19 protein-coding genes are annotated in these 19258 nt (G+C 72.3%); 4 read left to right on the top strand and 15 right to left on the bottom strand.

Annotated features, from left to right (window positions below):
- The first annotated feature begins 60 nt into the window (after nt 1-60).
- The 4 genes from AB0K08_RS02730 (at nt 61) to AB0K08_RS02715 (ending at nt 4707) form a co-directional block, all read left to right on the top strand.
- Nucleotides 61-1083 (top strand): AEC family transporter, encoded by a 1023-nt coding sequence (locus AB0K08_RS02730; protein WP_363351401.1) that lies wholly within the window; start codon nt 61-63, stop codon nt 1081-1083.
- A gap of 47 nt (nt 1084-1130) precedes the next feature.
- Nucleotides 1131-2351, top strand: coding sequence for a hypothetical protein (locus AB0K08_RS02725; RefSeq protein ID WP_363351399.1), 1221 nt, complete (start codon nt 1131-1133; stop codon nt 2349-2351).
- 234 nt (nt 2352-2585) lie between these two features.
- Nucleotides 2586-3926, top strand: coding sequence for a glycine cleavage T C-terminal barrel domain-containing protein (locus AB0K08_RS02720; protein WP_363351397.1), 1341 nt, complete (start codon nt 2586-2588; stop codon nt 3924-3926).
- Nucleotides 3913-4707 carry an IclR family transcriptional regulator gene (locus tag AB0K08_RS02715; protein ID WP_363351395.1) on the top strand — a complete coding sequence of 265 codons (795 nt, stop codon included), beginning with the start codon at nt 3913-3915 and terminating at the stop codon, nt 4705-4707. The genes AB0K08_RS02720 and AB0K08_RS02715 overlap by 14 nt, the downstream gene beginning before the upstream one ends.
- A gap of 72 nt (nt 4708-4779) precedes the next feature.
- On the opposite strand, the gene AB0K08_RS02710 is transcribed toward AB0K08_RS02715, so the two are convergent.
- From AB0K08_RS02710 to AB0K08_RS02640, 15 genes are all read right to left on the bottom strand, one after another.
- Entirely contained in the window at nt 4780-7356 is a 2577-nt protein-coding gene (locus AB0K08_RS02710; protein WP_363351392.1) for an FAD-dependent oxidoreductase, read from the bottom strand.
- A 68-nt stretch (nt 7357-7424) separates the two neighbouring features.
- Complete coding sequence (locus AB0K08_RS02705) at nt 7425-7901, bottom strand: flavodoxin domain-containing protein (RefSeq protein WP_363351390.1); 477 nt, start codon at nt 7899-7901, stop codon at nt 7425-7427.
- Between the two features lie 47 nt (nt 7902-7948).
- Complete coding sequence (locus tag AB0K08_RS02700; RefSeq protein WP_363351388.1) at nt 7949-10009, bottom strand: NHL domain-containing thioredoxin family protein; 2061 nt, start codon at nt 10007-10009, stop codon at nt 7949-7951.
- Between the two features lie 94 nt (nt 10010-10103).
- On the bottom strand, nt 10104-10613 hold the full coding sequence (locus AB0K08_RS02695; protein WP_363351386.1) for a flavin reductase: 510 nt from the start codon (nt 10611-10613) through the stop codon (nt 10104-10106).
- Complete coding sequence (locus AB0K08_RS02690; RefSeq protein WP_363351384.1) at nt 10606-11370, bottom strand: pyrimidine reductase family protein; 765 nt, start codon at nt 11368-11370, stop codon at nt 10606-10608. Before AB0K08_RS02690 ends, AB0K08_RS02695 begins: the two co-directional genes overlap by 8 nt.
- 40 nt (nt 11371-11410) lie before the next feature.
- Nucleotides 11411-11698, bottom strand: coding sequence for a DUF6480 family protein (locus tag AB0K08_RS02685; RefSeq protein WP_363351382.1), 288 nt, complete (start codon nt 11696-11698; stop codon nt 11411-11413).
- A gap of 122 nt (nt 11699-11820) precedes the next feature.
- Nucleotides 11821-12783, bottom strand: coding sequence for a hypothetical protein (locus AB0K08_RS02680; protein WP_363351380.1), 963 nt, complete (start codon nt 12781-12783; stop codon nt 11821-11823).
- Nucleotides 12780-14936, bottom strand: a complete 2157-nt coding sequence (locus tag AB0K08_RS02675; protein WP_363351378.1) for a cytochrome c oxidase assembly protein — start codon at nt 14934-14936, stop codon at nt 12780-12782. Before AB0K08_RS02675 ends, AB0K08_RS02680 begins: the two co-directional genes overlap by 4 nt.
- 114 nt (nt 14937-15050) lie before the next feature.
- The gene (locus tag AB0K08_RS02670) at nt 15051-15875 is read right to left on the bottom strand and encodes a copper resistance CopC family protein (RefSeq protein ID WP_363351376.1); all 825 of its coding nucleotides are present in this window, start codon (nt 15873-15875) and stop codon (nt 15051-15053) included.
- A gap of 96 nt (nt 15876-15971) precedes the next feature.
- Nucleotides 15972-16778, bottom strand: coding sequence for a hypothetical protein (locus AB0K08_RS02665; RefSeq protein ID WP_363351374.1), 807 nt, complete (start codon nt 16776-16778; stop codon nt 15972-15974).
- A gap of 207 nt (nt 16779-16985) precedes the next feature.
- Nucleotides 16986-17270: an HU family DNA-binding protein gene (locus AB0K08_RS02660; protein WP_363351372.1), complete on the bottom strand. Its 285-nt coding sequence runs from the start codon at nt 17268-17270 to the stop codon at nt 16986-16988.
- A 305-nt stretch (nt 17271-17575) separates the two neighbouring features.
- Nucleotides 17576-17881, bottom strand: a complete 306-nt coding sequence (rpsN, locus tag AB0K08_RS02655; RefSeq protein ID WP_363351370.1) for a 30S ribosomal protein S14 — start codon at nt 17879-17881, stop codon at nt 17576-17578.
- A gap of 3 nt (nt 17882-17884) precedes the next feature.
- Nucleotides 17885-18052 (bottom strand): 50S ribosomal protein L33, encoded by a 168-nt coding sequence (gene rpmG, locus AB0K08_RS02650; RefSeq protein WP_159552753.1) that lies wholly within the window; start codon nt 18050-18052, stop codon nt 17885-17887.
- A gap of 1 nt (nt 18053) precedes the next feature.
- Entirely contained in the window at nt 18054-18290 is a 237-nt protein-coding gene (rpmB, locus tag AB0K08_RS02645) for a 50S ribosomal protein L28 (RefSeq protein WP_309812673.1), read from the bottom strand.
- A 384-nt stretch (nt 18291-18674) separates the two neighbouring features.
- A complete protein-coding gene (locus AB0K08_RS02640; RefSeq protein WP_363351367.1) occupies nt 18675-19244 on the bottom strand; it encodes a MarR family transcriptional regulator in 570 nt (189 codons plus the stop codon).
- Between the last annotated feature and the right edge of the window lie 14 nt (nt 19245-19258).

Genomic DNA, 19258 nt, shown 5'->3' with positions numbered 1-19258 from the left:
CTTGCCCGGACCCTGCCGGCCGCAGCTTCCGAGCCAGCCGTGCCAGGGAGGGGGCCGCCGTTGCTCGAGGTCATCTCCGGATTCACGGTGGTCTGGGTCATCATCCTCGTCGGATATGCCACCGGAAGGTCTGGCGTCCTGGGGGTGCACGGCCAGCCGGTCCTGTCCCGCCTCGCGTTCTTCGTCGCGAGCCCCGCCCTGCTCTTCGACACGCTCTCGGTCGCGGACGTCGAGGCCGTGCTGGGTCCGCAGCTGCTGGTCGCCGGGCTCTCGGCCTTCGCCGTGGGCGGGCTCTACCTGCTGCTGGCGCGGTTCCTGCTGCCGCGGCGCACCGGCTCGGAGAGCGTCATCGGCGCCCTCAACGCCTCGCTGGTCAACTCCGCGAACCTCGGCATCCCGATCGCGGCCTATGTCCTCGGGGACGCCGCCCTGGCCGCCCCGATCCTGATCTTCCAACTCGCGGTCTACACCCCCATCTTCGTGGCGGCCCTGGACTCCACCACCATGGCTGAAGCCCGCCGCCGTCGGGAGGACGGTGCCGGGACGGACCACACCGCAGGGCACGACGCCGGCCGGTCGCCCGGTCCGAAACGCTCGCCCAGCCGGTGGTCGGCCTTCTGGCGGCAGGTCGGCAGCATCGCGTTGAACCCGATGATCATCGGCTCGGTCCTGGGCCTGGTGTTCTCGGCGACGGGCTGGACCGTGCCGGGTCCCGTCGCCGAATCCATCAGCCTGATCGCCGGGGCCTCCATCCCGGCCATGCTGCTGGCCTTCGGCATGTCGCTCGTCGGCTCCAGGCCGCTGGACAAGGCGGCGGGTCGGCGGGGGGACGTGGCCCTGGCCTCCGTCCTGAAGCTCGTGGTCCACCCGGCTCTGGCCTGGGTGATCGCCGGCCCGCTCCTGGGGATGACCGGCGACGACCTGTTGATCGCGGTCATCCTGGGCTCCCTGCCCACGGCCCAGAACGTCTTCGTGTCCGCGTCCCGCTACGAGACGGGCATGGTCGCGGCGAAGGACACCATCCTCATCACCACCGTCGTGGCCATCCCGGCCATGATCGCGGTGGCCCTGCTCTTCGCCTGAGGGCACGGATCATGGCCGGGTGTCCCTCCCGTCTTAGGATGGTGCCCATGCCCGAGGTGAGGAATGACGACGCGCCCGCCGCGTCCCCGGCCGAGACCGCACCTCACGGGCGGGCTCCGCGGCGCAACAGGGCCCCCTGGCTGTGGGGCGGTGGTGCCGTGCTGGCGCTCGTGGTCGGCGGGATCGCCATCGGGACCGCGAACGCCACCGTCTACTCCCCCGAGGCCCAGGTGCAGGACTATCTGGACGCCCTCGCCGCGGGCGACGGTGGGACCGCCCTGGCCCTCGCCGCCGGTGCCGGTGACGAGGACGGCGAGCGCCCGGGCGCCGCGGGCCTGGCCCCGGGAACCGCCACCAGCCTGATGCACGGCGAACCGCTGCAGGCGGGCATGGCCGCCCTCGGGGAGCTGACGGTGAACCGGGGAGCGGACGCACCGGACGGCGGCTCCACCGAGGTGGAGGTCGGCTACACGGTGGACGGCGAGGACCGCAGCACCACCTTCACGGTGGAGCACACGGGCCGGGACTGGCTGTTCTTCGACCGGTGGCGGATGGCCCCGGTGCCCGTCCAGACCGTGCGGGTGGCTCCGGTGAACCTGCCGCCGGAGGCCGCCTCCGGCCCGGTCACCGCGGTGGTCAACGGTGTGCAGGCGTCCCTCGTGCCCGAGGGCGACGAGGACAGTGGGCATCGCGAGGACAGTGGGCATCGCGAGGGCAGCGGAACCCCGGGGCAGGCCTTCGCAGCGCTGCCTCCGCTCGTGGTGGATGCGGAGTTCGAGAGCACGTATCTGGCGGCCGAGCCGGCCCGACTGGTGGTGGATCAGGCCACCCCCGCGGATCCGGCCACCCCCGCGGATCCGGCCGGCCCGGGCGAGCCGCTCCTGCTGGAGCTGGCGCTGCAGTACACGGATGCCGTGTCCGAGGAGGTCAACCGCCAGCTGGACGCCTACCTGGCCGGCTGCACCGAGCAGAAGGTCCTCCACCCCTCGGGCTGCCCCATGGGGTACGACACCGTGAACCGGATCCCCCCGGCCTCGATCGCGTGGTCCGTCTCCGGCGATCCCCGGGCCACCGTGGTCCCCCTGCCGGCGGAGGGCGAGGACCCCACCGTGATGGCCCCGCTCCAGGCGGAGGCCGAGTTGTCGCTGCAGGAGATCGACCTCGTCTCCGGCGAGCAACGGCCGGTGGTGCACCGCGACCCCTTCACCCTGGAGGCGGACCTGGCCGTGACCGGGGAATCGGTGCGGCTCACGCCCCGGATCCCCTGAGTCCGCGCCCGGTCCCGGCCTGGATCCGTGCCCCTCGAAGCGCCCGGACCTGCCGGGTGACGGATCGGAGGACACCTCTTCCCAGCGACCGCGCGCAGCGCTACCGTGGCACCACCAGATGCGCATGACGGAACCTGGTTCATGATGCGCAACATCTGGTGAGGCTGTCCCGGCGTCGCCGCTGCCGCCCTGCTGCCTCCCCGCCACCCCATCGCGCTCAGGAGCAGAGCACCCATGAACACCACCCATCCGAACAGCCCCACCGTGGACCAGTCCGACCGCACCGTCCCCATCAACCTGCGCCAGTCCGGCCCCACGCCGGTCCAGATGCTGATCGACACCCGCGTCCGCAAGTCGCCCTACTGGCAGCTGTCCATGGAGGCCGGCTGCTGGCGGGCCTCCGTCTACAACCGCATGTACCACCCCCGCGGCTACGTGGCCCCGGAGGACGGCGGCATGATGGTCGAGTACGACTCCCTGGTGAACCACGTGACCCTGTGGAACGTGGCCGTGGAGCGTCAGATCCGCGTGCTCGGCCCCGAGGCGGAGGCCTTCGTGGACTTCGTCATCACACGCGATGCCACCAGGATCCCCGCGATGCACGCCCGCTACGTGATCCTCTGCAACGAGGCCGGCGGCGTGCTCAACGACCCCGTCCTGCTGCGCGTGGCCGAGGACGAGTTCTGGTTCAGCCTCTCCGACTCGGACCTGCTGTTCTGGCTGCAGGGGGTGAACGTGGGCCGCCGGTTCGACGTGGACATCCGCGAGATCGATGTCTCCCCCGTGCAGGTTCAGGGTCCGAAGTCCCTGGACCTCATGACGGACCTCTTCGGCCCCGCCGTGGCCGAGCTGCCGTCCTACGGGCTGCTGGCGGGCGAGGTGGCCGGCTGCCCCGTGATCGTCTCCCAGACCGGGTTCTCCGGTGAGAAGGGCTACGAGATCTACCTCAAGGACTCCACCCTGCACGCCGAGCGGATGTGGAACGCGGTGCTGGGGGCCGGCACGCCCCACCAGCTGGCCGTCGTCGCCCCCGCCCACCACCGTCGGATCGCCGCGGGCATCCTGTCCTGGGGCCAGGACCTGGACCAGGAGACCCTGCCGTTCCAGGCCAACCTCGGCTACCAGGTGCCTCGGCAAAAGGCGGCCGACTACATCGGCAAGGCCGCCCTGGAGGCCGCCCGGGACCAGATCGAGGCCGGCACCCCGCCGTACACCCACCAACTGGTCGGGATGCGGCTCGGCGGCAGGCCCATCGACGACTACGCCCCGGACTTCTGGCTGGTCAGCGCCTCCGGAGCAGAGAACACCGGGGACGACGCCGGCCCGGGCGAGCCGGTCGGCTACCTCACCTCCCCCTGGTTCTCGCCGGAGCTCGGCCACAACATCGCGATGGGCTACGTCCCGGTGGGGCTCACGGCCGTGGGCACCGAGCTGTGGGTGCACCTGCCGGAGCAGTACGCGGAGGAGCCCGGCCGGCCCGTGGCCGCCGAGGTGGTGGAGGTGCCGTTCCGGCCCTCGGTGAACCCGAACCAGCGGGAGATCCTGCGCCAACGGGGGCTGGATGCCGCCGTCTGACCTGGAACCGGCCGAGAACGGCGTCGCCGCCGGGGTGCAGTCCGTGGACCGGGCCGCCACCGTGCTGCAGATCCTGGCTCGCGAGGGCCAGGCCGGGGTCAGCGAGATCGCCGCGGAGATGGGGATCCACAAGTCCACGGCCTCCCGCCTGCTCGGGGCCCTCGTGTCCCGCGAACTCGTGCAACAGGACCGGGACCGGGGAAGGTACCAGCTGGGCTTCGGGATCCTCCGGTTGGCCGCCGCGATCCCGGGCCGGCTGAACCTGGTGCAGGAGGCCGGACCGTTCCTGCGGGAGCTGGCCGCGAGCGCGGAGGAGACGGTGAACCTGGCCGTGCTGCGGTCCGGCTACGCGGTCAACGTGGACCAGGCCCGGGGACCCTCCAGCCTGGGCACCCAGGACTGGGTCGGCAGCCTGACGCCCCTGCACGCCACGGCCTCCGGCAAGGTGCTGCTGGCCGCCCTGACGGCCGAGGAGCGGGGTGCCCTGCTGCAGGGCACCCGGTTGCCGCGGTTCACCTCCCGGACCCTCACCAGCAGGGTCCGGCTGGAGGAGGAGCTGCTCCAGGTGGCCCACGCCGGCGTCGCCACGGTACGGGAGGAGTACGAGATCGGGCTGGTCTCGGCCGCCGTCCCGGTCCGCGATCACCGCGGGGTGGTGATCGCCGGCATCAGCGTCTCCGGACCGGAGTTCCGCTTCGACCCCGAGGACGCCCAGGTCCTGCCCCAGCTGATGGACGCCGGCCTCGCCGTCAGCCGGCGGATGGGCTACTCCCCCACCTGACCCCTGGGCACGGAGTGACGAGACCACGTCACTCTGGTGGGGGTGGAGTCACTTTGTGCCCGGAGGGTGGGGTCAGCCCCGCAGACGCTTCCCCTCCGGGTCCACCAGCGGCTCGGCGGTCACGGTGGCCGGGACCATCCGGTCGAAGGAGCGGATCTGGACGGCGTCCCCCACGCCCGCCGACTCCGGCAGCCACGCGTAGGCGATCGGCCGGTGCACCGTGTACCCGTAGGCGGCGCTCGTGGTGTAGCCGACCGGATCATCCCCCACGAACACGGGGTCCGAGCCCATCACCACGGACACGGCGTCGTCCACCGTCAGACAGCGCAGGGCACGACGACGGCCGGCCCGGGATCCGGTCGGCTCACCGGAGGAGGCCACGGCCGAGGTGCCGGCCCGCATCCGGGCCACCGCCTCCTCGCCCACGTACCCGCTGCGGTCCTTCCGCACCGCGAAGCCCAACCCCGCGGCCCACGGGTCGTGCTCGGTGTCCACGTCCGTGCCCCAGGCCCGGTACCCCTTCTCGATCCGCAGGCTGTTGAACGCCGCGCGCCCGGCCGCCACCACGCCGAGGTCCCGGCCGGCCTCCCACAGGGCGTCCCACAGGGCGAGACCGTCGTCGTTGTCGGCGTAGATCTCCCAGCCGAGCTCGCCCACGTAGGAGACCCGCAGCATCCGCACCCCGATCCCCGCGACCGAGGCGACGGCCGCACGGAAGTAGGGCAGGCCGTCGTCGGACAGGTCCAGTTGCGTCAGCGGCTGCACCAGGTCCCGGGCGCGCGGGCCCCAGACGCCGATGCAGCAGGTGCGGTCGGTGATGTCCTCCACCTGCACCTCGCCCCCGCCATCGCCCCGACCATCACCCCGTGCCCCGGCGTTCCAGTCGGCCGCGGCCTGCTGCAGGTACGCCGCGTCGATCCCGCCGTTGGCCCCTACCTGGAACACGTCCTGCCCCAGGCGCGCCACCGTGACGTCGCTGCGGATTCCGCCGGACTCGGTCAGCATCAGCGCGTATCCCACGCTTCCCACCTCGCGGTCCACCCGCCCCGTGGTCAGCCGCTCCAGCAGGCCCACGGCGCCGGGGCCGGAGACCTCGAGGCGGCGCAGGGAGGTGAGGTCGAACAGGGCCACGTTCGTTCGGGTGGCGTGGGCCTCGGCGGCGGAGACCGGGGAGTCGTAGCGCGCGGTCCAGCCCTCCCGCCGCGGCGGCACCCACTCCGGCGGCAGCCGCTCGAGCAGGGCCCGGTTGGCCTCGAACCAGTGCGGGCGCTCCCAGCCGCCGGACTCGAGGAAGGACGCGCCGAGCCCCACCTGCCGGGCGTGGAACGGGGAGAGCCGCAGGTCCCGGGGGGAGAGCCGGGGCTCCAGGGGGTGCTTGATGTCGTAGACCTCCACGAAGGCCTGCTGGGAGGTCTCCAGCACGTAGTCTCCGGCCAGCTGCACCTCCTCGAAGCGGGCCACATCCAGTTCCCGCAGGTCCGTGTGGGACTGTCCGTCCACGATCAGCTCCGCCACGGCCCGGCCCACCCCGGCCGAGTGCGTCACCCAGACCGCCTCGGCCAGGAAGAACCCGCGCAGCTCGGGCGACTCGCCCACCAGGGATCCGCCGTCCGGGGTGAAGGAGAAGATCCCGTTGAACCCCTCCCGCACGTGGGCCCCGGACAGATCCGGCAACAGCGCCAGGCTGGCGGCCCACGGCCCCTCGAAGTCCGCCGGGGTGAACGGCAGCTTCGAGGGCATGGCCCCGGCCGCGGCGTCGTACTCCGGCAGCTCCTGGATCCGGGCGGGCATCGGTCGGTGGGCGTAGGAGCCGATCCCCAGCGTGCTCCCGATCTGCCGGAAGTACAGGTCCTCGCCCTGGTGCCGCAGGATCGGCAGCCGCGCGGTGTTCCCGGTCCCGGCGGCGGCCCCCTCACCGTCCGTCCAGCCGCGCAGCGCGGGCACCTCGGAGGTGGTCACGTACTGATGGGCCAACGGCACCAGGGGCACCCGCGTGCCGGCCAGCTCCCCGATCTGCGGCCCCCAGAACCCGGCGGCGCTCACCACCACGTCCGCACCGAAGACCTCCCGGCCGGCCCGCACCCCGGTGACCCGGCCGGCGTCATGCTCCAGGCCGGTGACCGTGACCCGCTCGAGGAAGCGGGCCCCGCGGGACTCGGCGCGCGCCCGCAGGGCCTCGACGGCGAGCACGGAGGAGGCCAGCCCGTCCCCGGGCAGGTGCAGGGCGCCGAGGATCCGCTCGGCGTGCAGCAGCGGATGCAGCGCCGCCGCCTGTTCGGGGTCCAACACCGAGGCCTCGAGCCCCCAGGCGGTGGCGAGGTTGCAGCGGCGGTGCAGCTCGGCCAGCCGTTCCTCGGTGGTCGCCAGCTCGAGCCCGCCCACCGCGTTGTAGGCGGACTCGCCGCGCCACCTCAGGCCGGAGAGCTTGCGGGCGGTGTAGGCGGCCAGGGTGGCCATGGTGCGGGAGGGGTTGGTCTGGAAGACGAGCCCCGGGGCGTGGGAGGTGGATCCGCCAGTGACGGGGATCGGCCCCTGGTCCAGGACGGTGACGTCCGTGCACCCGCGCTCGGTGAGCTCGTCGGCCAGGTTGGCGCCGACGATCCCGGCCCCGATGATGACGACCCGCGGCGATCGAGTGGTGCTGCCCATGTTCCGCATCCCTCAACTGGATTCACGTACTGCAACAGTGAACCCGGCGAGGCACGCGCGTCAAGGGGTCAGTGCGCTCCGCGGGCCGCCAGGGACTTGCCCCAGGCCTCGACGGCGTCCCAGTTGCGGAAGTCGCCGAACTGGCCCTTGGCCATCTTGATCAGCAGCTTCTCCAGGAAGCCCAGCTTCTCCTCGGTCACGGCACCGCGCAGGTAGGTCACGTCCCGGGCGCCGTAGGTGCCCAGCACGGCCTCCAGCTTCGGATCGAGCCCGGGGCTGCCGCCGGAGGCCGCGATGAACAGCGACTTGTCCGCCAGTTCGGCGCGGTGGCTGTCCAGGAAGGCCTTGCCGGCCTTGTCCAGGGAGCCGCCGTACACGGGCAGGGCCACCACCACGGCGTCCACCGTCGCGAGCCACTTCGGGGCGTCCTTGGTGTCCTCCACCACGGTGGTCACACCCTTGTTCACGCGCAGGACCTCGGCGATCCGTTCGGCGATCTCGCGGGTGGAACCGTGCTGGGATGAGGCAACAACCAGGGTGGTCATGGGAATACAGCCGCCTTCGGGTCTATCGGGTGCGGTGCTGGCGTGAGTCAGTGTATCCCGCGCAGGTCGAGGTCCAGCCGCGTCTCCGGCACGACGCCGGCCGCCTCGCCCGCCGCGTCCGGCGCACCGGCGTGCACCGTCACCGGGATCCCCCAGTCCTGCTGGTACAGATGGCAGGCGGCGTGGTCCGGGATGGGCTGGCCGGCCTCCCCGTCACAGGAGGCCGCGCGCGCGGTGATGTGCAGCACGCCCTCGGCCACCTCGGGGTTGATCCGCAGGGTGCGGTGCAGCCCGGTGGAGGTGCCGTCCCCGCCCAGCAGCAGGTCCTCGGGTGAGGAGGAGATCTTCAGCTGGGTCGGGTCACCCCAGCGGTCGTCGAGCTTCTGCCCGGTGGGGGCGGCGAAGGACACGGCCAGCTCCAGGTCTCCGGCGGTGATGGCCGTGCGGGGGCGCTGGGTCTGGAGGGCCCCCTCGTCCACCTGCAGGTACTCCTGGGGCACGGCCAGCCGCACCAGCTGGTGGGCGTTGGTCTCCACCACCACGATCGAGACCGGTGCGCCGTCCTGGTCTCGTTCGACCAGGACGTCCGAGGGCTCCTTCAGCCCGCGCGCCACTGTGGACACCGCGGCCTCGGTGGCCCGCCCGTCGGCGGCCGTCCCGGCCGGCGCGTACCGGCGGATCGCCCCGTTGTAGGTGTCCGCCACGAGCACGGAGCCGTCCGGCAGGGCGGCCACGCCCAGCGGGTGCTGCAGGCGCGCCTGCCCGGCGGCGCCGTCCCGGAAGCCGAAGTCGAACAACCCGGTTCCGACGGCGGAGCGCACCTCACGGCCCCGCGCACCGCCCGCGGCGGCCGGGTCGGCCGGGGTGATGGACCGCAGCGCGGAGGACTCGGAGTCGGCGAGCCAGAGGGTGCCGTCGGCGGACTCGGCCAGCCCGGAGGTCTGGGCGAACCAGGCCTCGGTGGGCCCGCCGTCCTCGAGGCCCTCCAGGCCGGTGCCGGCATAGACGGCCAGGTCCCCGGTGCGCGGGTCGAAGCCGAAGATCTGGTGGGTTCCGGCCATCGCCACGATGAGGGTGTCCTCCACGGTGGACCAGACCACGTCCCACGGGCTGGACAGGGAGGTCTCCAGCGGGCCGGTGCCGAAGGGCTCCAGGGAGACCGCCGCCTCCCCGTCGCCGGCCTCCGGGTCCGCGGCCTCGCGGGCCCGCTCCGGGTCGATCAGCCGCTGGACGCCGTTGCCGGCCAGGGTCGTCACGGTCCCGTCGGCCAGGCTCACCCCGCGCAGGCGGTGGTTGACGGTGTCCGCCACCACCACGTCGTAGCCCACGGCCGCGGCCACGGCCTCTGGCAGCAGCGCCAGACCCTGGGGCTCGTTGAACCGGGCGGTCTCCGGGCCGCCGTCGACGATTCCCTTCTCCCCGACTCCCTCGGCCACCCCGCCGCCGATGGTGCGCAGCACCGTGGTGAGGTCCCCGGCCACCTCCACGAGCCGGTGGTGGCCGGTGTCCGCCACCAGGAAGGACCCCTGCCGGGTGCCGCGGGCGCCGAGGGCGATGGCCTTGCCGGGGAACTTCAGGTCCCGGGCCACCGGCTCCGGCGGCACGTAGGGGCCGCTCCCCCGGTGCAGGGTGCCCTTGGCCTCGTGCTCGGCCACGAGTTCGTTGACGAGGGAGGTCAGCCCGGCCACATGGCCCTCACCGGAGAGGTGCGCGGCGATGTAGCCCTCGGGGTCCACCACCACCAGGGTGGGCCAGGCGCGGGCGGAGTAGGCCTGCCACGTGGTCAGTGCCGGATCGTCCAGGACGGGGTGCTGGACGTCGTAGCGCTCCACGGCGGCGGCGAGCGCGTCCGGGTCTGCCTCGTGGTCGAACTTGGGCGAGTGCACGCCCACCGTGACGAGCACGTCCTGGAACTCGGCCTCGAGCGGACGGAGCTCGTCCAGCACGTGCAGGCAGTTGATGCAGCAGAAGGACCAGAAGTCCAAAACCAGGATTTTGCCGCGCAGCCCCTCGAGGTCCAGGGAGGCGCCGCCGGTGTTCAGCCAGTTGCGGCCCACGAGTTCGGAGGCGCGGACGCGGGACTGGGTGCGCGGGGATGAGGCTGTCATGGCCTCATTCTCTCGCGTCGGCGGACAGGAGTCGAAGTCGCCTACACGGGAGGACACCGAGGGGCCTTCCGTCACCCGCTCCCCGCCCGGTTCATCAGGGGTGGATGGCCCGCTCCCCGCTGTCGCGGCCCGCGTCGAGGTGGCCGACATCGGACAGGCGCAGGGGGGTGAACGGCCCGGTGGTCTCGGCGGAGGCGATCCGCGCGGTGACCGCCACATGGTCGCCGCCGTCGTCGAGCACGGTGAGGCGCTCGACCACCATCCGGTGCGGGACCGCCCTGAGCAGCGGAACACCGCTGTCCGCCGTGTCGACGTCGACCCCCGTGAACTTGTCCGTCTCCTCACCGGAGAGCGTGCCGAAGTGCTCCGCCACGGCCAGGTCGCCGGCGGTCAGGAAGTGGACCGCGAAGTGTGCGGACCGCAGACCCACCCGGTAGGTGTGGTTGGCCTTCGACAGCCAGAAGCAGTACCGCTCGGCCGAGATGCCGGACTGGGTGTGGAACCCGACCAGGCAACCGGCCTGCTCGCCCTCGGCCGCCGTGGTGACCACGATGAGGGCCTGGTCGGTGGACGACATCAGTCCGCTGAAGGCGTCCTCACCCATGACGAGCCTGCCCCGGTGGCGCCACCTCGTAGCGGAGGAACACGGTGTCGTCCTCGACCATGGCCCCCTTCAATCCGAACCGGGCGACTCCCGCGCCCGGAGGGGTCACGCTGACGGGCAGGGGGTCACCGCCCATCAGCGGTGAGAGGCTCAGGCACAACTCGTCGAGGCGGTCGGCCGCGACGAGCTCGCCGAGCCACCGGGGGCCTCCCTCGCAGAGCACCACGCCGTACTCGAGACCTGCCAGCGCCGTCATGGCCGCCGCCGGATCGACCCGCTCCTGACCGGCCACGACCACTTCCGCAACCCGCCCGGCCGCAGCCAGCCGTTCCGGGTCCGCCGTCTCGCAGGTGACGACGATGGTCCTGGCGTCGGCGGGTGCAGCGGAGAAGACCCGGGCCGACCAGTCGAACTCCAGGCTCCTGCTGACCACGGCGACCGGCGGGTTCGGGGACTGCCCTCGGGAGCGTCGTTGCGCCTGCGCCGGCGCGGACAGCTGGATCGGCGAGTAGCCTTCGCGGCGCACCGTCTCGGCACCGACCAGCACGACGTCGGCGATCTGGCGCATCCTGCGGAACAGCTCCTGATCGGGCCGGGTCGACAGGGCCCCGACCCGGCCGTCGATGGCGGCCGTTCCGTCCAGCCCGGCGACCATGTGCCCGGTGACCCAGCACTCGTGGCGGGGCGTGGACCGGTCGACCTCGAGGTAGGGGACCAGCGGGTCCGGGATCTCCCGGCCGTGTTCGAGACGCTCCATCTGGACTCCTGACGATCAGGGGCGGGAATCACCCGCCCGCCTACTCCTCGTGCCCCTGGTCCTCACTCATCTGGTCCTCGGCGGGTGGGGTCTCCCCCGGCGGCACGCCGCCCCCGGGCTCCAGGCCGGTGACGTCCCCGTCGGCCGGATCCGGATTCGCGGACTCCGCCTGGTCCTCCGAGTCCGCCTCGCGGTCCCGGGTGCCCTCTCCGGGCTGGTTCGCGGCACCGCTGACGCCCTGCTGGGGCTGGTGGGTCCCGCGCCGGTCGAGTTCGCTCGTCTCCGTGTCCCGGAAGCTGTCGTCGGGTTGTGGCTGGGTCTCGCTCACGGGGTGCTCCTTCGGATCGGTGCTGTGGTGGTCTGTCCTGCGGTCATCTTGTCAGCCGGGACCCCGGCCCGTGAACCCCTGTGGACTGGTGGTTCCAGGCGGATCCTGGCTGTCGATGAGGGCTAGAGCGAGCCCTCGGCGGCCGCCAGGATCTGCTCGGCCATGGTGGTGAACTCCTCGCCGGCCACCTCGGCGCCGCCGATGAAGGAGACCATCACCACGTGCTCGGCCGTCTGGCCGATCAGCACCTGCGCGGTGGTCTCCGCTCCCCCGCCTGCCGGGGTGCGGGTCCAGACCAGGCCGGAGTCGACGCCCTGCCCGGATCCCTCGTCTGCCGCCCCGGAGGCGCGCGCGGTGAAGTCGAAGGTGCTGGCCTGCCCGTCCTGGTCCGTGACGGTCATGCTCAGCTCGGGGCACTCCGCCACCAGCCGTTCCACGTTCTCCCGGTGCGCCCGCACCGCGGCGCCGTCCTCCAGGGAGGCGACCTCCACGGTCCCGGTGCCGGCGAAGGACTCGGAGCCGAAGTCGATCCGGGAGGCGTCCGCCCCGGCCATCTGGATCGGCGACCAGTCCACGGCGGTCAGCGGGGCCTTGCAGCCGGCCGGGTCCACGGTGGTGCCAGAGGTGTTGGTCTGGCGCAGCCTGGCCTCCTGGCGGGTGTCCGCGATCGCGGTGTCCGTGGCGGAGACCTGGTTCGTGAACCCGAAGCTCGCGGCCCGCTCGGCCGCAGCGCCCACCGCCCGCTGGTCGGCCCGGGCCTCGCTCGCCGTGGCCTCACCGGAGGCGGGTTCCCTCGAGGCAGCGCCCGACGCCGGCCCCGCACCGGAGGTGCCCGACGCACCGGAGGCGTCGTCCCCCGGGACCGCCGTTCCCGAGGGGTTCGCCGAGGTGATGCCGTGCGGGTTGGCGGGGACGCCGCCGTCGCCGCCGTCCGTGTCCCCCGGTGCCGCCGAGCAGCCGGCGAGCAGCAGCACGCCGGCCAGGCCGCAGGCCAGCAGACCGCCCAGCGGGCCGCCCCGAGGACCGGCCAGCCGGGGTCTGGCGGGACGGCGGTGGCGGAGGTGGCGGAGGGTGGGGGCGCTCATCGGCGGGGCTCCTCGTGGTCGGCGAGATCTTCGTACATGGCGTTCCACGCCTTGAGCTCGGCCTCGTCGTTGAGGTCGGCCTTGCGGTCCAGGCGCTTGGTCTCCTTCGCATCGTTGCGGGACCACATCACGGAGACCACCACCGCCATGATGACGGTGGGCACCTCGCCGATGCCCCACATCACGGCACCGCCGATCTGTTGGTCGGCGATCGCCGAGGGTCCCCAGTCCCGGCCGGTGGAGCCGAACCAGGAGGCCTCCAGGAGGGATTCGGAGGAGGTCATGGCCACGCCGATGAAGGCGTGGAAGGCCATGGTGGCCAGCAGGATGACCAGCCGCATCGGGTAGAGCACCTTGCGCGGCAGCGGGTCGATCCCGATCATCACCGAGGCGAAGAGGTAGCCGGTCAGCAGGAAGTGCACGTTCATGAACTCGTGGCCGAGGTGCTCGTCGAGCGCGAAGCCGAACATCGGCGTGTAGTAGAAGATCAGGATCGAGCCGGCGAAGTTCACTGCCGCCACCCCGGGGTGGGTGATGAACTTCGCGAACGGCGAGTGCACGAGCCACAGGATCCACTCGCGGGGCCCACGGGTGCCGTCCACCCGGGCCGGCAGGGACCGCAGCGCCAGGGTCACGGGGGCCCCGAGGACCAGGAACAGGGGCGAGATCATGGTCAGCGTCATGTGGGCCACCATGTGGGCGCTGAACAGGACCTGGCCGTAGACGGCCGGGGCCCCGCTGGTCACCCAGAACAGGATGGCCAGGCCGAGCAGGAACGAGGCGGTCCGCAGCACGGGCCAGCCGTCCCCGCGCCGGTGCAGCCGGAGGGCGGAGCGCAGGTACCACAGGGCCAGGAAGGCGATGATGGCCACCCACAGCCAGTCGAAGCGCCACTGCGAGAACCAGGTCTGGAGGGTCAGTTCCGGCGGCAGGTCGTAGCCGGTGAGGATGCGGGCGGGGGTGGCGTCCGGGGGCAGTTCCTCCGGCACCGGGGGCGAGGTGCGGCCCAACACCGTGGCCAGGCCCATGATGGCGGCCATGATGGCGGCCTCCACCGCGATCAGCTGCCAGAGTAGGCGCTGGCCGGCGGCGGGCGGCGCGCTGGTCCCGGTGGCCAGCCGCGGGATGATCCACATCCGGTGCATGAGGCCGATCAGGCCCAGGGCCAGGGAGCCGACCAGTTTGGCCAGCACCAGCAGGCCGTAGGGGCTGAGGAGCTGCTCGAGGGTGTTCATCCGGATGGCGGCGTTGACGATCCCGGAGAGCACCACGGTGGCCAGGCCCAGCCCGGCCAGCAGGGAGTAGCGAGAGACCACCGTGTACACGAGGGGTTCGGGGCCTTCGCGGTGGGCCGAGGCCCGGCCGGTGGCGCCGTCCGGTCCGTGCAGCCTCGGGGAGACCAGGGCCAGCACGATCAGGCCGCCGACCCACACCACCACCCCGAGCAGGTGCAGGCCGATCGAGTTGACGGCGCCGTTGTGGTCGTCCCCGGAGGCCGAGTGGCCGATGAGGGCCAGCGGGACGATGCCGACCAGGCCGAGCAGCGCGGTCCAGGCCAGTCCGGTGGTGGAACGGACGGCCAGGGTGAGCGAGGTGACGACGGCGGCCACCACCGTGACGGCGGTCCAGGCCTGGCCCACCGAGATGTCCTGGAGGAAGCCGACCAGCCCGGAGGTGAAGCTGGGTCCCGGGTCCAGAGGCATCCCGGCCAGGTCGGAGTAGGAGAGCACGAGCACCGCGAGCGCGGAGAGGGTCCAGACCACGCAGGACACGGTGGCCACGCGCATCAGGCGGGAGAAGGCCGGGTGCTCGGCCTCCTCGGAGTGGGTGCCGCCAGCGGGGCCGGCGGGCCTGGTTCCGGACCGGCCGGAACGGGCGCCACCTCGCTGCGGCGGCATGATGGTGCAGGCGAAGATCAGTGCGCCCACCGCGGTGGGCATGGCCAGGTTGTGCGCCATCTCCGCGAGGGGCAGGCCCCAGCGCGTCAGCACACCGGGGTCGGAGAGCTCGTCCACGGCCGTGATGCCGGTCCAGGCGGCCGCCAGCACCAGCGCCACGGCGCCGATCACGCCGGCCACGGGCCACAGCCAGATCGGCACGCCGGCGTCCTGCCCGGCGGTTCTCGAAGTACTCGAGGAACTCGAAGAAGTCACGGTGTCCATTCTCTCGCAGTGTCCGGCCGCTGCCGGCACTCGTCTGGCCGCCGCCCGGCGGCCACCCCGGGCGGCTCGGGGTCACCGGCTCCGCCCGGGGTCGGTCGGCGGGGCTTACTCCTGGTCGGCTCCGGTACCGCCGCGGCCCGATGCGCCGGAGCCGGTGCCGATCGCCTTGGCCTTGCGGAACACCACGAGCATGGCCACCACGACGACGAGCACGCCGCCGATCGCCGCCGCCCAGACCCAGCCGGGTACTGCGGCGGCGGGGTCCTGGCTGTCCTCCGCCGTGGGCTCGCCGGTCTCCTGGGCCGCATCATCCGTGGCGGGGTCGCTCGCGGCCCCGGCACCGGCGGACGGGTCGGCACCCGGGGCCGTGGCCGCACCGGAGGAGCCGGGCTCCGTGCCGGTGTCGGCGTCGGCGCCGGTGCTGGGGCCGACGTCCTGGGCGGTCGCCTCCGAGGAGACCGGGGCGTCGGGGTTCACCACCCCGCAGTCCTCGGGCGCACCCTCCTCGGGGGCTCCCGGGTCCTCGAGGGTGAAGTCGTAGCTCTTCTCCTCCGAGTGCCCGTCCGAGTAGACCACGCGGTAGCTGACCGCGTACTCACCGTTGGGCATGCCCTCGCACAGGGCGGCGCTGAGCTCGGGTCCGGAGACCTCGGCGTCCCCGTCCTGCCACTGGTGGCCGTTCTCATCCGTCACGGTGGCGACGTTGGAGATGCCCTCACCGGTGATCAGGTTGCCGGAGAAGGTGAGGGTGAGCTCGCTGGGCGTCTCGATCACCGCGGTACCCGCCGCCGGTGAGGCGGAGAGCAGCTGGTCGTGGGCGGCCGCCGGGCCGGCCGTGGCCAGGGCGAGCAGGGCCGCCGCCGAGAGGGCGGCGGCGCCGGCCCTGACGGGCCGACGGGTGGGCTGAGGGTTGGTCGCGTGAAGTGTCATGATGTCCTTTTCGACCCGGCGCGGGCAGGCGCCGGGCGTGGTCCGCTGAGAGCTGAGAGGGTTCTGGCTCGAGCCGGCCGGCGGATCGGGGGACGATCAGGCGGCGAGGGCGAGCTGAGGCCCCTCGGGCGGTCCGCGCAGCCGCAGGGAGGGCAGCAGGACGTCCTCCGGGCGGTACGCCACCCTCAGCTGTGCCGCCGAGACCCGGCGGACCGGGACGGCGGGGATCCACCGGGCGAGCCGGGCGCCCGGAGAGCGCAGGAGCAGTCCCACCGCGAGATCCGCCACCCGGCCGGCGAGGACCTCCCCGCGGCGCAACACCACCACCGTCATCACGGCGGCCAGCAGGTGCGCGGCGGCCATGGCCGGGGAGTCCGCGTGCACGGCCCCCGCGGCCCCCGGAACCTCGCCGAGGGTGGTGCCGGCGCTACTCCCGGTTGCGGCACTGCTCCCGATGCCGGGGACCAAGCTCCCGGGATGACCGGAGTGTGCCCCGTGGCGTCCGTCGAGGCCGGACAGGGCGGGCGCCGCAGCGGGGCCGGCGGTGGCGGAGTAGAGCCAGTGGAACAGCAGCTGGCTGGCGGTGACCCCGGCGGCCAGGCGCCACCAGGACAGCCGCCGCCCGGCCAGGGCGGTGCACACCGGGCCGGCCAGCGCGAGGGTGAGGATCCAGAGGATCGGGGCGGGGCCGGCGTCGTGGTGCGCGTGGGTGGACGGGGAGGCACCCGGGTCCACGAGGTTCGCCAGGGTGTGGGAGCCGGCCGCGAGCAGGGTGGCGACGAGGGCGGCGGCCCAGCCGCGCAGCAGCCGGGACGCGCCGCGGACCGGCTCCGGGCGGGCTGCGGGGGAACGGGCCGCGGCAGATCGGGACGGCGCGCGGTGCAGTGCCATGCGAGTGGACACCGAACACCTCCCTGCCGCTGTGCCGTCGACCAGTGCCTCGGCCAGTGTTTCATTCTACGCGTGTTCTACCGGCTGTAGAAAACACTCGGGTGGGACGGCCGGCGGCCCGGACCGCCCTTAAACGCCGAAGGCGCCCCACGAGGTGGAGCGCCTTCGAACGGCGACCTGCGGCCGGCCCCGAGGGGTCCGGGCGCGGGCCGGACCGGTTCACTTACCGGTGGCAGCAGCCTTCAGCTTGGAGCCAGCGGAGATCTTGACCGAGTGGCCGGCCGGGATCTGGATGGACTCGCCGGTCTGCGGGTTGCGGCCGGTGCGGGCCGCGCGGTCGGTGCGCTCCACGGCAAGCCAGCCGGGGATGGTGACCTTCTCACCCTTGGAGACCTGCGCGGAGAAGATCTCGAAAACGGCATCCAGCACGCCGTTGACGGCGGCCTGGGAGTTGCCGGTCTTCTCGGCGGCGGCGGCGACCAGTTCGCTGCGGTTCATAGCCATGTGTCCTCCTGGACTTCGATGGTGGTTTGGCTTGGCCCGAACCGGCAGATCCGGGCGCGTGCTTCGAAAACTACCACCCGAAACGGCGAAAACACGCCTCAGAAGGGCGGAAACACGCGGATTTCCGGGGAAATCCGGGGAAATCCGGGAAAACCCCCGGTTTCGGGCCCTCCACAGCCGTGATCCCCTGCCGGTCCGGAGGCCCCGTCCAACGCCGAAGGGGTGGCAGACCCAATGGTCTGCCACCCCTTCGGATGGTGTGTCCGGCGCCTCGACGGCGCCCGCACCGGCTGACTAGCCGGCGATCACCAGGAGGACTTGGTGATGCCGGGCAGCTCGCCGCGGTGCGCCATGTCCCGGAAGCGGACACGCGAGATGCCGAACTTCTGGAAGGTGCCGCGCGGGCGGCCGTCGATGGAGTCGCGGCTGCGGACGCGCACCGGGGAGGCGTCGCGGGGCAGCTTCTGCAGGCCCACGCGGGCGGCCTCGCGCTCCTCGTCGGAGGACTTCGGGTCCACCAGGGCCTTCTTCAGCTCCAGGCGCTTCTCGGCATAGCGGGCAACGATGACCTTACGCTGCTCGTTCTTGGCGATCATGGATTTCTTGGCCATGCCTCAGCGCTCCTCTCGAAATTCGACGTGCTGGCGGGCGACCGGATCGTACTTCTTGAGCACGATGCGGTCCGGGGTGTTCCGGCGGTTCTTGCGGGTCACGTAGGTGTACCCGGTACCGGCGGTCGACTTCAGCTTGATAATGGGACGTACGTCCTTGTCCTTGGCCATGTCAGAGCTTCACTCCCTTGGCAAGCAGGTCGGCGACGACGGCGTCGATCCCGCGCACGTCGATGGTCTTGATGCCCTTGGTGGACAGCGTCAGGGTGACGTTGCGTCGCAAGGACGGGACCCAGTAGGTCTTCTTCTGGATGTTCGGGTCGAACCGGCGCTTGGTGCGACGGTGTGAGTGGGAAATGCTGTGGCCGAAGCCCGGCCCAGCCCCGGTTACCTGGCAGTTAGCTGCCATGATCACTCCTCGTTGCAAGTAGTAGTAAAAGAACGGGCGGAACCCGTTGTGGAACCTCCGGACGAACCGGGCGCTCCACGAGTCCCGCCACCAGTTGTGACACCGCGCTCTTACTGCGACTTTCCGAAGGGGTAACCAGACTGGGTGAGAGCCAGCCGAAGTGCCCTTGATCGCGGGGGAAGACGGTGAGTCCCCTGCCCATGCCGGTGAAGGCGGGGAAGGAGATCCGGTTACGGGAAGCACGTTGTTTTCCGGTGTTGCGGCGGGCCGTGCGGGCACGGACACACCACAACGCAACGTGGCTTAACGCCGTTCCATCTTAGGCCACCGGCCTGAATCCTTCAAACCGGGATTCTGGAACATCCGGGCGGCATCCGGGCGGCCTCAGGCCGGCTGCGGCCGGTCCTCCACGAGGGCCGGATCCCGGAAGACCCAGTGCTCCGGATCCAGGTGGGCCAGGATCTTGGACCCGATCCGGCCGAGATCCGCCAGGTCCTGTTCGTCGAGGCTGTCCAGGAACCGTGCGCGCACGCTGGCCACGTGGTGCGGGGCGAGGCGTTCGATCTCGGCCATCCCCTCCGCCGTGATCTCCGCCATGGTGACGCGCGCGTCCTCGCTGGACGGGCTCCGCGCCATCAGGCCGCGGCTCTCGAGCTTGCGGGCCACGTGGGAGAGCCGGGACAGGGAGGCGTTGGTCCGCGCGGCCAGTTCACTCATGGCCAGCGCCTCATCGCTCTCGGAGAGCATGGCCAGCACCTGGTACTCGAAGAAGCTGACGGTGCCCTCGAGCTGCAGGTCGGCCTCCAGGGTGGGCATGAGCTGCATGTGGGTGGCCACCAGGGTCAGCCAGGCACGGCGCTCCTGCGAGGACAGCCAGCGGACGCCCGGCAGGCCCGTCCCCGCCGTCTGGTCAGCGTCCCGGGCCACGTCAACGGTCTCTGTCACGGGGTCCATGGGGGTGATTATCC

It is taken from the genome of Citricoccus sp. NPDC055426, from assembly GCF_040677445.1.
Classification (GTDB): domain Bacteria; phylum Actinomycetota; class Actinomycetes; order Actinomycetales; family Micrococcaceae; genus Citricoccus.
The sequence above is the reverse complement of the archived record's forward strand: the minus strand, read 5'-3'. Positions and strand labels throughout refer to the sequence as shown.

Excerpts from the sequence above, each read along its gene's own strand:
- AB0K08_RS02725 (WP_363351399.1), top strand. The coding sequence starts at position 1,131 with ATGCCCGAGGTGAGGAATGACGACGCGCCCGCCGCGTCCCCGGCCGAG.
- AB0K08_RS02720 (WP_363351397.1), top strand. The coding sequence starts at position 2,586 with ATGAACACCACCCATCCGAACAGCCCCACCGTGGACCAGTCCGACCGC.
- AB0K08_RS02715 (WP_363351395.1), top strand. The coding sequence starts at position 3,913 with ATGCCGCCGTCTGACCTGGAACCGGCCGAGAACGGCGTCGCCGCCGGG.
- AB0K08_RS02710 (WP_363351392.1), bottom strand. The coding sequence starts at position 7,356 with ATGGGCAGCACCACTCGATCGCCGCGGGTCGTCATCATCGGGGCCGGG.
- AB0K08_RS02705 (WP_363351390.1), bottom strand. The coding sequence starts at position 7,901 with ATGACCACCCTGGTTGTTGCCTCATCCCAGCACGGTTCCACCCGCGAG.
- AB0K08_RS02700 (WP_363351388.1), bottom strand. The coding sequence starts at position 10,009 with ATGACAGCCTCATCCCCGCGCACCCAGTCCCGCGTCCGCGCCTCCGAA.
- AB0K08_RS02695 (WP_363351386.1), bottom strand. The coding sequence starts at position 10,613 with ATGGGTGAGGACGCCTTCAGCGGACTGATGTCGTCCACCGACCAGGCC.
- AB0K08_RS02690 (WP_363351384.1), bottom strand. The coding sequence starts at position 11,370 with ATGGAGCGTCTCGAACACGGCCGGGAGATCCCGGACCCGCTGGTCCCC.
- AB0K08_RS02680 (WP_363351380.1), bottom strand. The coding sequence starts at position 12,783 with ATGAGCGCCCCCACCCTCCGCCACCTCCGCCACCGCCGTCCCGCCAGA.
- AB0K08_RS02670 (WP_363351376.1), bottom strand. The coding sequence starts at position 15,875 with ATGACACTTCACGCGACCAACCCTCAGCCCACCCGTCGGCCCGTCAGG.
- AB0K08_RS02660 (WP_363351372.1), bottom strand. The coding sequence starts at position 17,270 with ATGGCTATGAACCGCAGCGAACTGGTCGCCGCCGCCGCCGAGAAGACC.
- rpsN (WP_363351370.1), bottom strand. The coding sequence starts at position 17,881 with ATGGCCAAGAAATCCATGATCGCCAAGAACGAGCAGCGTAAGGTCATC.
- rpmG (WP_159552753.1), bottom strand. The coding sequence starts at position 18,052 with ATGGCCAAGGACAAGGACGTACGTCCCATTATCAAGCTGAAGTCGACC.
- rpmB (WP_309812673.1), bottom strand. The coding sequence starts at position 18,290 with ATGGCAGCTAACTGCCAGGTAACCGGGGCTGGGCCGGGCTTCGGCCAC.
- AB0K08_RS02640 (WP_363351367.1), bottom strand. The coding sequence starts at position 19,244 with ATGGACCCCGTGACAGAGACCGTTGACGTGGCCCGGGACGCTGACCAG.